Origin of the sequence: Saccharothrix coeruleofusca (assembly GCF_017876325.1) — a bacterium.
GTDB classification, from domain to species: Bacteria; Actinomycetota; Actinomycetes; order Mycobacteriales; family Pseudonocardiaceae; genus Actinosynnema; species Actinosynnema coeruleofuscum.
This window is the reverse complement of sequence record NZ_JAGINV010000001.1, coordinates 3,059,951-3,075,611: the sequence shown is the minus strand read 5'-3', so window position 1 is coordinate 3,075,611 and position 15,661 is coordinate 3,059,951. Positions and strand designations below refer to the sequence as shown.

General features: G+C 75.1%; 9 protein-coding genes. 6 read left to right on the top strand and 3 right to left on the bottom strand.

Annotated features, from left to right (window positions below; all coding sequences use genetic code 11):
- Positions 1 to 14: 14 nt before the first annotated feature.
- Positions 15 to 1,328, bottom strand: coding sequence for a cation:proton antiporter (locus JOF41_RS13995; RefSeq protein WP_244989590.1), 1,314 nt, complete (start codon positions 1,326 to 1,328; stop codon positions 15 to 17).
- Positions 1,329 to 1,486: 158 nt separating this feature from the next.
- On the opposite strand from JOF41_RS13995, the gene JOF41_RS13990 reads away from it, so the two are divergent.
- The 4 genes from JOF41_RS13990 to JOF41_RS13975 are packed head-to-tail and all read left to right on the top strand — an operon-like array spanning position 1,487 to position 6,405.
- Positions 1,487 to 2,692: a cytochrome P450 gene (locus tag JOF41_RS13990; protein WP_209619360.1), complete on the top strand. Its 1,206-nt coding sequence runs from the start codon at positions 1,487 to 1,489 to the stop codon at positions 2,690 to 2,692.
- A gap of 25 nt (positions 2,693 to 2,717) precedes the next feature.
- Entirely contained in the window at positions 2,718 to 4,193 is a 1,476-nt protein-coding gene (locus JOF41_RS13985) for a class I adenylate-forming enzyme family protein (protein WP_189226786.1), read from the top strand.
- A gap of 41 nt (positions 4,194 to 4,234) precedes the next feature.
- On the top strand, positions 4,235 to 5,185 hold the full coding sequence (locus tag JOF41_RS13980; protein ID WP_189226787.1) for a DUF6039 family protein: 951 nt from the start codon (positions 4,235 to 4,237) through the stop codon (positions 5,183 to 5,185).
- Positions 5,182 to 6,405, top strand: a complete 1,224-nt coding sequence (locus JOF41_RS13975; RefSeq protein ID WP_189226788.1) for an FAD-dependent oxidoreductase — start codon at positions 5,182 to 5,184, stop codon at positions 6,403 to 6,405. Before JOF41_RS13980 ends, JOF41_RS13975 begins: the two co-directional genes overlap by 4 nt.
- Before the next feature lie 54 nt (positions 6,406 to 6,459).
- Here JOF41_RS13975 and JOF41_RS13970 read toward each other — a convergent pair whose 3' ends face one another.
- Positions 6,460 to 7,644 (bottom strand): winged helix DNA-binding domain-containing protein, encoded by a 1,185-nt coding sequence (locus JOF41_RS13970; RefSeq protein WP_189226789.1) that lies wholly within the window; start codon positions 7,642 to 7,644, stop codon positions 6,460 to 6,462.
- A gap of 80 nt (positions 7,645 to 7,724) precedes the next feature.
- On the bottom strand, positions 7,725 to 8,333 hold the full coding sequence (locus JOF41_RS13965) for an isochorismatase family protein (protein WP_209619357.1): 609 nt from the start codon (positions 8,331 to 8,333) through the stop codon (positions 7,725 to 7,727).
- A 200-nt stretch (positions 8,334 to 8,533) separates the two neighbouring features.
- On the opposite strand from JOF41_RS13965, the gene JOF41_RS13960 reads away from it, so the two are divergent.
- Both JOF41_RS13960 and JOF41_RS13955 read left to right on the top strand, forming a co-directional pair.
- Complete coding sequence (locus JOF41_RS13960; RefSeq protein WP_229796239.1) at positions 8,534 to 9,715, top strand: alpha/beta fold hydrolase; 1,182 nt, start codon at positions 8,534 to 8,536, stop codon at positions 9,713 to 9,715.
- Between the two features lie 114 nt (positions 9,716 to 9,829).
- Positions 9,830 to 15,658, top strand: coding sequence for an SDR family NAD(P)-dependent oxidoreductase (locus JOF41_RS13955; RefSeq protein WP_209619354.1), 5,829 nt, complete (start codon positions 9,830 to 9,832; stop codon positions 15,656 to 15,658).
- The last annotated feature ends 3 nt before the right edge of the window (positions 15,659 to 15,661 follow it).

Sequence of the window (15,661 nt, the reverse complement as noted above, 5' to 3'; positions counted from 1 at the left end):
GGCCGCGCGGCGGTTCACTCCCCGTGCCGCGGCTCGCCCGCGCGCTGCTGGGACCAGATCCGGTCGTACTCCGCGGCGCGCAACCGCTCCTCGGCGCTGTGCTCCACCCGCCGCATAGCCGCCCGCAGGACGAACGGGGCCATCACCGAGGTCACGATGGCCACCAGCACGACGATGGTGTACCCGGCCGTGTTCAGCACCCCGATGCGCAGACCCACCATGGCCACCACCACCTCCACCACGCCACGGGCGTTCATCCCCGCGCCCAGCGCGAGCCCTTCCCAGTGGCCCAGCCTGCTCAGCCGGGCGCCGAGGTAGGCGCCCGCGAACTTGCCGAGCACGGCGACCGCGAGCACGACCAGCGCCGCGACCAGCACGTCCGGGTCCCGCAGCGAGGTCAGGTCCATCCGCAGCCCGGCCGCGGCCAGGAAGATCGGGGCCAGCACGGCCAGCGTCACGGTCCGCAGCGGCGCCAGCCGCGAGGTGACCTCGGGCCCCGCCGAGCCGACGAGGATGCCCGCGATGAACGCGCCGAAGACCGCCTCCATGCCCAGCGCGTGCGTCACCACGGCGCCCGCCAGGATCACCGCGCAGGCCACCACGACCGGCGGACCCGCTTCGGGGGAGCGGGCGGCCACCCGCAGCGCCGCGCGGACCAGCGGTCTGCCCGCGACGCCCGCCAGCGCGACGAACAGCGCCAGGTACAGCACCGACATCCCCGCCGCGCCGAGCGCGTGCGCGCCCGCCAGCGCCGACACCACCGACAGCAGCAGCCAGCCCACCGCGTCGTCGACCATGCCGGCGGTCAGCGTGAGCTGCCCGACGTCGCGGTGCAGCAGGCCCATGTCCGACAGCGTCTTGGAGATCACCGGGATGGCGCTGACGCACATCGCCACCCCGAGGAACAGGGCGAAGACCACGCGGTCCGGCTGCCCCGGCGACACGTGCCCGTGCAGCAGGTAGCCCACGCCGACACCGGCCGCGAACGGGATGAGCAAGCCCGCCAGGCTGATCCGCAACGCGGTGGCGCGGCGGCGGCGCAGCACCTTCAGGTCGAGCTGGACACCGGTGATGCCGACCAGCAGGACCACCGCGAGCTGGGCCACCGCGTCCAGCAGGTGCATCTGGGCAGGGTCGCGGGGCAGCAGCCACCCGGACAGACCGGGCGCGAGGTGGCCGAGCAGCGACGGTCCCAGCAGGACACCGGTCAGCAGCTCGCCGACCACCGCGGGCAGGCCGAGGCGGCAGGCGAGCCTGCCCAGGGCGAACGCCACCACCAGCAGCACCGCCAGCTGGAGCAGGAACACCAGCAGGACGTGCTGGGACATGAGGGGAACAGGAGCCGACATGGCCGAAAAGTAAGCGCCGCGGCGGGGCGGGCTCTGCTCAAATCTGCCCGTCCCGCCCGCGCCCGCGTTGCTCGGTTTTGAGCAGCACCGCCGAACGGCGCGGCGCTAGCGTTCGGCACCCGAGGAGGTGAGCGCAGATGAGCGCCGCAGACCAGCTGCTGCACCGGTTCCCCGCGCCGCGCCCGCCCGGCAGGCCGTTCGCCGTGCCCGAGGAGTACCGGCGGCTGTTCGCCCAGCGGCGGGTGCCCGAGGTGGTGCTGCCGGTGGGGCGGAAAGCGCTTCTGGTGGGGCGGTACGACGACGTCCGCACCGTCCTCTCCGGACCGTTCAGCGCCGACGGCCGCAACCCCGGCTTCCCGACCGCGCGCCCCGGCGCACCGTCCACCTCCGCGACGCTGTCGTTCTTCCGCATGGACGGCGCCGAGCACCGCCGGTACCGCACCAAGGTCACCGCCCACTTCACCGTGGCGCGGTTGGCCGCGCTGGAGCCGGTCGTGCGCGCCGCGGTGGACGAACTGCTCGACGGGCTGGCCGGGAAACCCCGCACGGCGGACCTCGTGCAGCGGCTGGCGCTGCCCCTGCCCAGCATGGTGATCTGCCAGATCCTCGGCGTGCCCTACGCGGACCGGCAGTACTTCCACCGGCTGATCGACGTGATGGCCAGGGCGCCGGAGATGAACCCGGAGACCTACCGCGCGGCGGTCGGCGAACTGCGCTCCTACATCGAGCGGCTGGCCGGGGACAAGCGCGCCGACCCCGGCGACGACCTGCTGTCGGACCTGGTGCGGGCGTTCGACGCCGACCCGCTGCTCGATCCGCCGCAGCTGGCCGCCATGGTCCTCCTGCTGCTGGTGGCGGGTCAGGAGACGACCACCAGCATGATCGCGCTGGGCGCGCTGGCGCTGTCCTCCACCCCCGAGGCCAGGTCTGCCCTGGAGGACCCGACGGCCGTGCCGAACGTGGTGGAGGAAGTGCTGCGCCACCTGTCGATCGCGCAGTGGATGCCGCGCGTGGCCACCGAGGACGTGCTGGTCGGCGGCGCGCCGGTGCGGGCGGGCACCGGTGTCGTGGTGCTGCCGATGATCGCCAACCACGATCCCGAGGTGTTCCCCGACCCCGAGCGGCTGGACCCCGCCCGCGCCAACGCGCACCGCCACCTCGCCTGCGGGTTCGGCCCCCACCAGTGCCTCGGGCTCCAACTGGCGCGCCTGGAGCTGCGGGTGGTCTACGAGGCGCTGTTCCGGCGGTTCCCCGATCTGCGGCCCGCCGTCGCGGTCGACCGGCTGCCGTTCCGGCAGAACTCCGCCTTCTTCAGCGTCGACTCGCTGCCCGTCGAATGGTGACCACCAGCAACGCGAGGGAGCTCAGATGACCGACCGCACCTCCGGGCTCGTCGTGCCGGACCTGCTGCGCCTGCGCGCCCAGGCGGACCCCGACCAGGTGGTGATGAACCTCGACGGGGCGCGCACCATGACCTACTCCGCCTGGGAAAGGCGGTCCAACGCCGTCGCCAGGGGGCTGCGCGACCTCGGCGTGCGCCGCGGCGACGTGGTCGCCCTGCTGTTCGGCGGGCTCGACTGGGACGAGTACGCCGTGGCCTACATCGGAGTGCTCAAGGCGGGCGGCACGGCCGTGCACCTCAACGACACCATGCCCGCGGCCGAGGTCGACCGCCGGATCGCCCAGTGCGGCGTGTCCGGCCTCATCCGGGGCGAGCAGCTCGCCCCGCCCGCGCGCTTCGCCGGGTGGGTCGGCACGGTGTCCGCGCTGGACACCGGCAACGGTGACCCGTTCGACCTGGAGATCGGCCCGGACGACATCTCCGACCTGCTCTACTCGTCGGGAACCACCGGCGCCTCCAAGGCCGTGCGCGTCCCGCACGGCAACCTCACCCACGGCCGCGGCCCCGAGGGCTTCCGGCAGCTCGGCGACCCGCGCCCGCTGGTGGTGCCCATGCAGCTGGGCACCACCGCCAGCGTGACCACCACCAACATCGCGCTCACCCTGCGCGCGACGCTGGTTGTCGTCCCGCCGGGGGACGTCGAGCGGATGGCCCAGCTCATCGAAGCCCACCGCGCCGGGTCGGTGATGGTCAACACCATGGTGGCGGCCCGGATGGTGGCCGGGCGCCTGCACGAGCGCTACGACTTCAGCTCCGTGCACACGCTCGGGGCGGCGGCCGCCCCGATCGCCCCGGCCCTCGCCGAACGGCTGCTGGCGATGTTCCCCGGCGCCAAGCTGAACAGCTCCTACACCGAGATCGAAGCCGTGCCCGGGGTCGTGGTGAGCACCTACGACCCGGCCCGCCCCCTGTCGGTGGGCAAGCCGTCGCCCAGCACGCAGCTGCGCGTGGTGGACGAGCGCGGCCGGTCCGTCGCCGACGGCGAGCTGGGGGAGATCCAGCTGCGCTGCGACGCCCCCCGCAGGCGCTACCTGGGCAGCACGCAGACCGCCGAGGACGACTGGACCCGCACCGGCGACCTGGGGCGCATCGGCCCGGACGGCGAGCTCTACCTGTTCGACCGCCGGGTGGACGCGATCCCGACCAGCGGGGGACTGGTGTCCACCATCGAGGTGGAAGCGGCGGTCTACGAGCACCCCGCCGTGCTGGAGGCGGCGGTGCTGGGCGTCCCCGACGGCGGCGACCGCCGGGCCGTCGTCGCCGTGGTCGTGCTCGCCTCGCCGGACGCGCTCGCCGAGCTGCCCGGTTTCACCGCCCGGCGGCTGGCCCCGCACCAGGTCCCCGAGCGCTTCGTCCCGGTGGACGCCCTGCCGTTCTCCCCCAACGGCAAGGTCCGCAAGCGGGAGCTGCGCGACTGGCTCACGGCCGCGGTGACGGCGTGACCGCCACCGGCCGCGCCACCGCCGAACGAGAAGGAGACAGCATGTCCGCAGGACCCTCCACCGCCTTCACCATCCCGGTCGCGCAGGACCAGACCTCCCTGTCCCCGGACGAGGTCCTGCACTCCGGCAACGCCGGGGTGATCGTCGAGCGGGTCGGCCAGCTGCGGTCGGAGTTCCGCTCCGAGGGCCGCCAGTTCGGCCGCGAGCTCGCCGAGTACCTCAACACCGCCTACCGCGACGTGGTCACGGTGTTCGTCTACGAGGAGACCTTCGGCACCAAGGACCGCCTGCACTTCCTGATGCACCTCAAGTCGCTGGAGGCCTACGAGACGCTGGTGGGGATGGGCACCAGGGACGAGGGCTGGCGCGAGATCATGATGCGCCAGCGCATCCCCGCCGAGCGCGGCGGCGGCACCTGGGACCGGGTGTTCCTGGACGGCACCCTGCGGGAGACCGTGCTCCTCCCCTCAACCTTCGGCATGTACGGCACCGCGGACAAGCGGCTGGAGACCGTCGTGGCGGACGGCGACGGCGCGCCGCGCTTCCAGGTGCCGGTCGCGCAGCAGCAGACCACCCTGCCGCCCGACCGCATCCTGCACTCGGCGAACTGCGGCATCCTGATGCACCGCGTCGGGCAGCTCAAGTACGAGTTCCGGGTCGAGGGCAGGCAGTTCGCCAGGGCGCTGTGCGACGCCTGGAACGAGAGCCTGGCGGGCCACGCCACCATCTTCCTGTACGAGGAGGCCTTCGGCGTCTCCGACCGCATCCACCACTTCATCCACCTGAAGTCGCTCAGCTCGTACTACACGCTGATGGGGCTGCGCGCGGTCAGCGACGCCGCGTCGCGCGAGGTGTTCACCCGGCAGTGGATCCCGGAGGAGAAGGGCGGCGGCTCCTGGGAGCGGATGTTCGAGGGCGCCAGCCTCCAGGACATGGCGCTGACCCCGCAGCACTGGGGCATGTACGCGACGCGCGCGGGCGGTGAGCGGTGACCGGGCCCGACTACGACGTGGTCGTGGTGGGCGCCCGCGTCGCCGGGGCGCCTGCGGCGATGCTGTTCGCCCGGCGCGGCCACCGGGTCCTGCTGCTGGATCGGGCGGTGTTCCCCGCGGACACCCTGTCCACCCTCTACATCCAGCAGCCCGGCGTCGCTCGGCTGGCCCGCTGGGGCCTGCTGGAGGAGGTCCGGGCGACCGGCTGCCCGCCGCTGGACCACGTCGTGTACGAGCTGGAGGGCATCCGCGTCGAGGGCTGCTCCAGCGGCGTGGACGGCATCCGCGCGGCCTACGCGCCCCGCAGGCACCTGCTCGACGGCATCCTCGCCGACGCGGCCGCTGCCGCGGGCGCCGAGGTGCTGGCCGGGCACGAGGTGGTGGACCTGGTGCGCGAGGGCGAGCGGGTCACCGGCGTGCGGCACCGCTCACCCGACGGCGGGGTGGCCACCGCGACCGCCCGGCTGGTCGTCGGCGCGGACGGCATGCGCTCGGCGGTGGCCCGGCTGGCCGGTGCCGCGACCGCGGTCGAGCGCCCGCGCCTGACGTGCGCCTACTACTCGTTCTGGCAGGGCCTGGACGCGGTGTTCGAGATGTACGAGGGGCCCACCGGCTGGGTGGCCACGGTCCCGACCAACGACGCGGTGCTGGTGTCGGCGTACTTCCCGCAGGGCCGTTTCGAGAGGGTGCGCAAGGACGCCCTGGACTCCTACACGCGGTGCATCGAGGACAACGCCCCGGCGCTGTTCGAGCGGCTGCTGGGCAAGCAGCGGCTGGAGCGGCTGTACGGCACCGGCGACCAGCGCAACTTCTTCCGGCAGGCGCGGGGGCCGGGCTGGGCGCTCATCGGCGACGCGGGCCACCACAAGGACTCGCTGACCGCCCAGGGCATCGGCGACGCGTTCATGCAGGCGGAGTTGCTCGTCGACAGCGTGGCGGACGGCCTGGCCGACGAGGCGGCGCTGACCGCCGGGCTGGCCGCCTTCGCCGAGGAGCGCGACCGCAGGCTCACGCCCTACTTCAACGCCACCCTGCTGGTGGCGCAGGCCGAGGGGCGGGAGCAGCGCCGCGCGCTGCTGGCGGCGCTGGCCGAGCACCCCGATCACACCCAGCGCTACTTCGACGCCGTGGCGGGCATCCTGCCGCTGGAGCAGCTCTACACGCCGGAGCTGATGGCGCTGGTCGCGCAGCAGGCCAAGGCCCGCTCCGCGGTGAGCTAGCCGCTGCGGGGACCCCGCTGGACGCCGCGACCGGCCTGCCGGTCGCGGCGCGCCCTACTTCGCCGACAACTCCTCCTCCAACCAGGTCTTGCCCCTGGTGCGGGCGGAGAGCACCACATCGCCGAGCAGTTCGGTGAGCGAGGCGGCCGCCCGCTCGGCCGCGGCGCGGGCGTCGGAGCCGACGTCCTCCAGGAACCGGCACACGACCTGGCCGCCCGCGTCCTGGGCCCAGCCGCCGACGACCCGACCGTCCCACCACAGCGACGGGCCGATGTTCCCGACCCGGTCGAACAGCTTGGGGCCGTGCCCGCCGAGGAACCAGTCGCGCTGCTGCCAGCCCATCGGGGTGGGGTCCAGCGCGGGCAGCAGCGCCACCCACGGCTCGGGCGCCGGGGTCGGCTCCAGGTCGTCGGCCAGGACCACGCCCGGCCTGCCGTCCAGGTCGACCTCGACCGGCCGCAGCTCCGCCAGCGCCCGCTTGACCTGGGTCTTGGTCCAGCCGGTCCACCACTGCAGGTCCTCGGGGAAGGCCGGGCCGTAGGCGGCCAGCCAGCGGCGCGCCAACTCCACCTCCGCCTGGGCCGTGGGCCAGTCCGCCAGCCCGTCGGGGGTCCACCGCGACAGCGGTGACCACTTGTACTGGTGCGACGTCCACGACCCGCGCGGACGTCCGCGCACCACCCGGCCCTCGGCGGCCAGCAGCAGCAGCACCCGGCTGGCGACGTTCTGCTTGCCCTCGTAGTGCTTGCCCTTGGCCAGCACCACCTGCTGCCGCAGCCGCTCGTCATCGGTGGCCAGCTCGGCGGCGGTCGCCTCGCCGCGCCGGGCCAGCGCCCGCAGCGCGGTCTCCTCCACGTCGGCCAGCCAGCCCTCGACGTCGTCACCGACGCCGGTCTCGGCCAGCATGGACAGCAGCTTGCGGCGTTCGCGCGCGGCCACCGCCCGACCGCAGGCGGCGTGCACGACGGAAGCGGTCCGCACCGTGGTGACGAACACCGTGCGGCGCATGGCCAGCATCCTGATCAACGAGCGGTCCTCGTACAGGGCGCGTTCCACGTCGCCCAGGCCGCCCTCGCGCATCCGGGTCAGCGCGGACAGGTACACGCTGGTCGGGTCGGTGCTGTGCAGCGCCACCACGCTCTCGGCGACCTCGGTCGGGTCCGCCGCACGCGCCTCCGCCGCCAGCCGGTGCCTGTGGCCCAGCCTCGCCCGCCGCTCCGCGATGTCGAATCGACGCATCGTCCCCCCGTGTCGGCCTGTTCGCGGGGCGTGGTGCGGCAGTCGCACCCCGCACGCGGCCACCACCGTACCGCTCGGGGTCAGGCCGGGGGGGCGAGGGCGTCGATCACCTCGTCGGCGGTGCGCACCCGGCCGATGAGGGAGAAGACGCGCGCGATCGCGTCCTCGTGCGCCCCGGCGTCGAACGCGGTGGCCGCGTCCCGCACCAGGACCTGCTCGTAGCCGCGGTCGTAGGCCTCCCTGGCGGCCGACTCCACGCCCAGGTTCGTGGCGATGCCGCCGAACAGGACCGTCCGCACGCCCCGCCGCCGCAGCAACGGGTCCAGCTCGGTGCCGTAGAAGCTGCCCCACTGGTGCTTGACGACCACGTGGGAGCCGAGGTCGGCGAGTTCGGGCACGACCTCGGTCCACTCGGCGGGCGCACCGCCGGGCGGTGGCAGCTCCACGTCAGCGCGCGGCGCGGGGAACGGCACGCCGCCGCGCCCCATCGAGCCGCGCACCAGCACCACGAGCCCGCCGCGCCTCCGCAGCGCCACGGCGACCCGGCGCGCGTTGGCCACGGCCTCGGCGGCGGGGTGCGGCCCGAGCGGCACGCCCGCGCCGAGGCCGTCGACCACACCGCGCTGGAAGTCGACCAGCACGAGCGCGCTCGTGGCGGCGTCCAGCTCATCCCGCGGACGGGCAGTCATGTCAGCGATCCCCCTCGTCGACGTGCGCGCTGCCGGTTCGGCCCGATGCTAGGTCCCTCGCCTGCCGGACCCTGCTCAACACTGAGCAGCCCGTTCCACGCCGCCGCGCCTAGCGTTCCCGCCGGCGCCCGGCGAACCGCGGTCGCGGCGCGTCCCGGTGCGCGATCCGCTCGACCACCCGGCGCCGGAGGGAGGCGACGGTGCTCAACCCACAGACCCGCCAGGCGGTGACCGACGTGGTCGCGGCCGTCCAATCCGTCCGCCCGCTGGCCGCGGTGCTGGAACACCCGGTCCGCGTGGCGATGCCCGGCCCGCCCGAGACCCGGCGGTGGTTCCACCGGGTCGCCGAGCGCCTGGGCGCGCCGTACTTCGCCGAGGCGGGCGGGCAGCCGTCCGCTGCGCTGGACCGGGTGGTCAGCGGGCGGCTCGGACTGGACCGGTTGCCGCCCATCGCCGAGGAGCACTGGCCCGAAGCCGACGCCGCGGTGGCCGACGCCGAGGCACGTGGCTTCGCGGCGCTGTGCAGGCAGGCGGTCGTGACCGCCGACGACGGGGTGCGCGTGCTCGCCCACGCGGCGGGCGACCCGACCGCGTCCGCGGTCGTGGTGGCGTCGGCGTGCGGGATGCCCGCGGCGCTGGCCGAACCCTGGGTGCGCGGGCTGGCCCGCTCGCACCACGTGCTGACGTGGGAGAGCCGCGGCCTGTTCGGCGCGCCGCGGGACCTGCGCGAGCCGCGCTTCGACGCGGCCACCGACGTGGCCGCCCAGGTCCGCGACGCGATCGCCGTCATGGACCACTTCGGCGTGGCCCGCGCGCACGTCGTGGGGTTGTGCGGCGGCGCGGTGCTGGCGGTCGTCGCCGCGCACGAGCACCCGGAGCGGGTGAGCTCGCTGAGCCTGTGGCACGGCGACTTCGAGCTGGGCGCGGCGGCACCGAAGACGAGCCACCAGAAGGACCTGCAAGCGCTGATGGCGCTGGCCGCGCGGGACCGGGCCTCGGCCCGCGCCGTCCACGCCACCCTCACCGCGTCGATGCTCACCGGCACCCCGCCCGACCTGGCGCACCTGGTGCTCTACCCGTACGCCACCCCGGAGTTGCTGTTCCGGTACTGCCTGCTCAACGGCGCCATCATGGGCACCGACGTGGGGCCGCTGCTGGCCGAGGTCCCCCACCCCGCCCTGGTGGTCACCAGCCGGGACGACCGCACCGCGCACCCGGACGGATCGCGGCACGTGGCCGAGCGCCTGCCCGGCGGCAGGCTCGTCGTCCTGCCGCACGGCGACCACCTGTCGCTGTTCCGGGGCACCGCGGTGCTGGAGATCGCGGAGCGGTTCGCGGCCGACCCCGGCGCCGACCCGCTGACAGCCCCTGCTCATTCGTGAGCAGGCGAACTCCCCGGCGCCGCTTAGCGTTTGCCGACAGCCGCCGCGAACCGGGTGGAGCCCGGTCGCACGGACCGCGGGCGCCGGGTGCGCCTGCCTGACGAGGCGAGGAGCATGGAACCGAACCAGGACAACGATCGCGTGCACGCCGTGGTGCTGTCCGCGGACACTCCAGCGGGTCTGCGTTCCTACGCCCGGCGGTTGCGCGAGCACCTCGACCGGACACCGGGGATCGACCCGGCCGACATCGCCTACACCTCCCAGACGGGCCGGGTCGCGATGAGCCACCGGCTGGCGCTGCTGGTGCCCGACCTGACCCGCCTGCGGTCCGCTTTGGACGCCTACCTGGCGGACCGGCCGCACCCTTGCCTCCACAGAGGACAAACGGAGTCCGGTGCCGCGGCAGGCGCCTCCACCGCGGGAACCGAGGCCGAGGCGGTCGCGGACTGGTTGGCCGGGGCGGAAGTGCCGTGGCGGCGGTACTGGAGCGAGCCCGCGCGGCGGATTCCGCTGCCCGTGCGCGACTGGGACGACGAGCCGGACGAGCAGGCCCCCGCGCCGTCCCCCGACGCGGCGCGGACCTCGGCGGCCGTCGAGCGCCCGGCCCCTGCCGCACCACCGGGTTCCGATGAGGTGCCCGAGGCCGCGCTGCGCTACGTCCTGGAGCTCTACGGCGAGGTTTCCGGCATCCCGGTCGACCGGCTGGACCCGCGGGTGCCGCTGGCCGACTACGGCATCGGGTCGTTCCTGATCACCTCGCTCAACGCCCGCCTGGAGCGGGACCTGGGGGAGCGGGACCGCACCCTGTTCCTGGCCCACGGCGACCTCGCGGGCGTCGCACGGGCGCTGGCCCACCGCCACCCGCGACTGGCCGAGCGGGGTGAGCAGCGGGCCGCGGCACCGGTGGAGCCGGACGCGGACCGCGGCGCGGTCGCCGTGATCGGCATCGCGGGCCGGTACCCGAAGGCCGCGGATCTGCGCCAACTGTGGGACAACCTGGTGCACGGCCGCGACTGCGTGACCCGGCTGCCCGAGGACAGGCGCCGGCCGGGCTGGCCGGTGGACCTGATGTGGGGCGGTTTCCTCGACGGGGTCGACCTGTTCGACCCGCTGCTGTTCGCCATCTCCCCGCGCGACGCGGAGCTGATGGACCCCCAGGAGCGGATCTTCCTCGAAGTGGTCTGGGAGCTGCTGGAGGACGCGGGCTACCCGCCCGCCCGCCTGCGCTCCGAGCACGGCTCCCGCGTCGGCGTCTACGCCGGCGCGATGTACAACGAGTACCCGTACTTCGGCGTCGAGCGGTCCCAGCGGGGACACCCGCAGGACTCCGGGGCCACCCTGGGCGGCGTGGCCAACCGGGTCTCCTTCGCCTTCGACCTGCGCGGCCCCAGCCTCACCGTCGACACCATGTGCTCGTCGTCCCTGGTCGCCATCCACCTGGCGGTGCGCGCCCTGCGTGACGGCGAGGTGGACCTGGCCATCGCGGGCGCGGTGAACCTCTCCTTGCACCCCAACAAGTTCATCCAGCAGGAGAGGATGCGGCTGACCGCCTCGGGGCACCGGTGCCGCAGCTTCGGCGCGGGCGGCGACGGGTTCGTCCCCTCCGAGGGCGCGGGTGCCGTGCTGCTCAAGCCCCTGGACCGGGCCCTGGCCGACGGCGACCGGGTCCACGCGGTGATCCGCGGCACGTCGGTCGTGCACGCCGGGCGCACCAACGGGTACCTGGTGCCCAACCCCGCGGCGCAGGGCGAGATGGTCGCCAAGGCGCTGCGGGACGCGGGGGTGCCGCCGGAGACCATCGGCTACGTGGAGGCGCACGGCGCGGGCACGGCGCTGGGCGACCCGGTGGAGGTGGAGGGCCTCACGAGCGTGTTCGGCCCGACCGGGCTCGCTCCCGGCGCCATCCCGATCGGCTCGGTGAAGTCGGTGCTGGGGCACGTCGAGGCGGCGGCGGGCATGGCCGGACTGACCAAGGTGGTGCTCCAGCTGCGGCACGCGACGCTGGCGCCCTCGCTGCACGCCGACGAGCTCAACCCCAACGTGCGGTGGGACGAAGTGCCGTTCCGGGTCCAACGGGAAGCCGCCGCGTGGCCCCCGGCGCGGTGGCCCCGCCGGGCGGGCATCAGCTCCTTCGGCGCGGGCGGGACCATCACGCACGTCGTGGTCGAGCAGGCGCCCCCGGAACCGGAGCGGCCCGCGCCCGCCGGGGGCGAGCAGCTGGTGGTGCTGTCCGCGCACGACGCCGACCGGCTCGCGGAGCTGGCCGGTCGGGTGGTCGCGGCGCTGGAGCGGGACGACCCGCCCGCGCTGGACGACATCGCCTTCACCCTCCAAGCGGGCCGCGAGGCGCTGCGCGAGCGGCTGGCCGCGGTCGTCCGCGACCGGGCCGAGTTCCGGGACCGGCTGCGCCGCTTCCTGGCGGGCGAGGCCGGCGCGGTGGTCCGGGGTCGGGCGCCCAGCGCCGGGCACGCGGCCGGACCGGCCCTGCCCACCCCCGGCGCGGAGGTCGACCTGACCGCGCTGGCCCGGCACTGGGTGGAGGGGGGCGCGGTGGACTGGGCGCGGCTGCGCGACCCGCGCCGCGCGCCCCGCGTCGTCGAGCTGCCCTCCTACCCGTTCGCACGGGTGCGCTGCTGGCTGCCCGAACCGGAGGGCTCCGCCCCGACTCCCGCCCCGACTCCCGCCCCCGCACCGCTCCCGGCCCCGCCGGACACCGGAGCGGGCGAGGAGGAGGTGCCGCTGCACCGCTGGACGTGGGCCCCGGTCGGCCCCGTGGCCGCTCCTACCACTCCCACCGCCCCCCTCCTGTGCGTCTTCTCCGAGCACAGCGAGCCGGTGGCGCGGGCGCTGGCGGATCGCCTCGGCCGCGACCGGGTCCTGCTGGTCCGGGAGGGCGGCGAGCTGGCCGACGGCATCCCCGGCTACACCGGCGCGGCGGAGGCCGCAGAGTTGGTCGGGGCACTGCTGGACGCGCACCCCGCGCTGGCGGGGTGGCTCGACCTGGCCGACCTGCACCTGCCCGACGCCGAGCACGGCCTGTGGCGCGCTCGGCTGGCCGCGCTGCAACGGGTTGTCGGCCGCAAGGCGCGCACGGGTCTGCGCGTGGTGCAGGTGACCTGCGGCCTCCAGGACCTCGACGGCCCCCGTCCCACCCTGGCCGGTGCGCGGATGGCCTCGTTCGTGCGCGTGCTGGGCTCCGAGCACCGGGGGGTCCGCGCCTGCGCGCTGGACACGGACCGGGGCCCCCACCAGGTGCGCCCGCTGGTCGAGGAACTGCTGGCCGAGTGGGCGGCCGACGCCCCGTTCGGCGAGGTGTGCCACCGCGGCGGTGTGCGGCACCGGCCGGTGCTCGAACCGCTGGAGGCCGCCCACGCGCCACTGGCCGTGGACCCGGACGCGGCGCACCTGGTCACCGGGGGTACGCGCGGCCTGGGCGCCCTGGTGGCGAGGTGGCTGGTCGAGCGCGGGGCCCGGCGGCTGGTGCTGTGCGGCACCCGGCCCCCGGCGGACGAACTGCTGACCTGGCTGCGCGACCGCGGCGTGCGGGTGCTGACGCACCTGGCCGACCTGGCCGACCGCCCGCGGCTGCGCGAGCTGCTCGACGCGGTGCGCTCCGAGCTGGGGCCGATCGGCGGTGTGGTGCACTGCGCGGGGCGGTTCACGCGGGGCAGGCCGTCCTTCGCCAACCTCGACCCGACCGCGATGCGCGAGGTGCTGGGCCCCAAGGCGGACGGCCTGGACGCGCTGCTGGACCTGCTGGACGGCAGGCCGCCGCGGTTCGTCGTGCTGTTCTCGTCGGTGTGCGTGGCGGTCCCCTCGTTGGCCGCGGGCACCACCGACTACGCCGCGGCCAACGCCTACCTCGACTTCGTCGCCGCTCACCGCACCCGGACCGGGCAGCCGCGGTTCCACGCCGTCGACTGGCCGCAGTGGACGCAGACCGGCGGCACGAGCAGCGGTCCCAACCCCTGCGCCGCGCTGGGCATCGGCGGTCTGACCGACCGCGCGGGCCTGCGCGTGCTGGAGCGCGTGCTGACCCTGCCCGGCGGCGGGCGGGTGCTGCCCGCGCCCGCGCTGGGCGGCGGCATCGACCCGGAGGCGCTCGTGCGCCCGCACCCGGACCCGACTCCACCGGAGGTGGCCGACACCATGCCCGGACCAGCGGCGACCCCCGCGCAGCCCGCCCGGTGGCTCGTGCGGATCTTCGCCGACGCCCTGCACATCCCGGTGGACGACCTGGACGTCACCGCCGAGTTCGGCGCGCTCGGCGTCGAGTCGATCATGATCGGCGAGCTGGTGCGCGCCATCGAGGACCGGCTCGGCCGCCCGCTGGAACCGGCCGCCCTGCTCGAACACCCCACCCTGGAACGCCTTGCCGACCACCTCGGGCAGCACGAGCCCGAGCCAGGACCGGAGCAGGCGGCGAGCGCCCCGGCTCCCGAGCCCACCACCGGAGGCCCGGTCGAGCGCGCCGACCGTCACGCCGCCGACCACCGCATCGCTGTCATCGGCGTGGCGTGCCGCTTCCCCGGCGCGACGGACGTCGACGCCTTCTGGGCGAACCTCGTGGCGGGGCGCTCGTCGGTGGTGGAGGTCCCGCCATCCCGGTGGGATCACACCAGGTGGTACCGCGCGGAGCGCACACCGGGCGCCAGCACCAGCAAGTGGGGCGGCTTCGTCGACGGCATCGAGGACTTCGACCCGGAGCACTTCGGTCTCGGCGAGGACGAGGCGCGGTGCCTCGACCCGTCCATCCGGCTGTTCCTGGAGGCGACCGCGGCCTGCCTGCGCGAAGCCGGGTACGCCGACGACGAGCTGGCGGGTCGCGACGTGGGCGTGTTCGTCGGGGCCCGGATGACCGACTCCTACGCCCGGCGCGCCGGGCTGCGGCCCAACGCGCTGCGCTCCGACCAGAACTTCATCGCCGCGCACGTCGCCCAGCACTTCGACTTCGGCGGCCCCAACATGGTGGTCGACAGCGCCTGCTCGTCGTCGCTGGTCAGCGTCCAGCTCGCGTGCCGCAGCCTGCTCGACGGCGAGTCGGAGGTGGCGCTGGCGGGCGGTGTCGAGGTGCTGCTGGACGAGCAGCCCTACCTGGAGCTCAGCGCGGCCCGCGTGCTGTCGCCGTCGGGCCGCTGCCAGGTCTTCGACGAGCGGGCGGACGGGTTCGTGCCCGGCGAGGGCTGCGGTGTCGTGCTGCTCAAGCCGCTGGCCGCGGCCCTGGCCGACGGCGACCGGGTGCACGCGGTGATCGAGGGCGTGGCGGTCAACAACGACGGGCGCACCATGGGCATCACCACGCCCAACCCGCGGGCCCAGACGCGGCTGGTCCGCCGGGCGCTCGCGCTGGCCGGGCGTGCGCCGGAGGAAATCGGGCTGGTCGAGGCGCACGGCACCGGCACCACGATCGGCGACCCGATCGAGCTGCGGGCGCTGACCGACGTCTTCGCGGAGGGCGCGGACCGCACCGGCTGGTGCGCGATCGGCAGCGTCAAGTCCAACATCGGCCACCTGCTCAGCGCCGCGGGCGTGGCGGGCCTGATCAAGGTCGTGCTCTCGCTGGAGCACGGCTTGATCCCGCCGACCCTGTGGTGCGAGCGCCCCAACCCCCGGTTCGACTTCGCGCGGTCGCCGTTCTTCCCCAACCTGGGCGCGCGGCCGTGGCAGCGGCCAGGTCCCGAGCGGGTCGCCTGCCTGAGCTCGTTCGGCCTCGGCGGCACCAACGCGCACCTGGTGGCCAGCGGCCCCGACCCGCGGTGGTCGCGCGCCGCCCGGCAGCCGCTGCCGCCACCGCCGCTGCGCCGCAGGCGGCTGTGGCTCGACCGCCCGCAGGAGGGGCACGCCGCGCCCGCGACATCCCCGGACGAGCCGCTGGTCGCCTCCACGCTGGACCTCCAGCTCACGGTGAACCGGACGCCCGCGCCCACCGCGTCGACCCACTGAGGA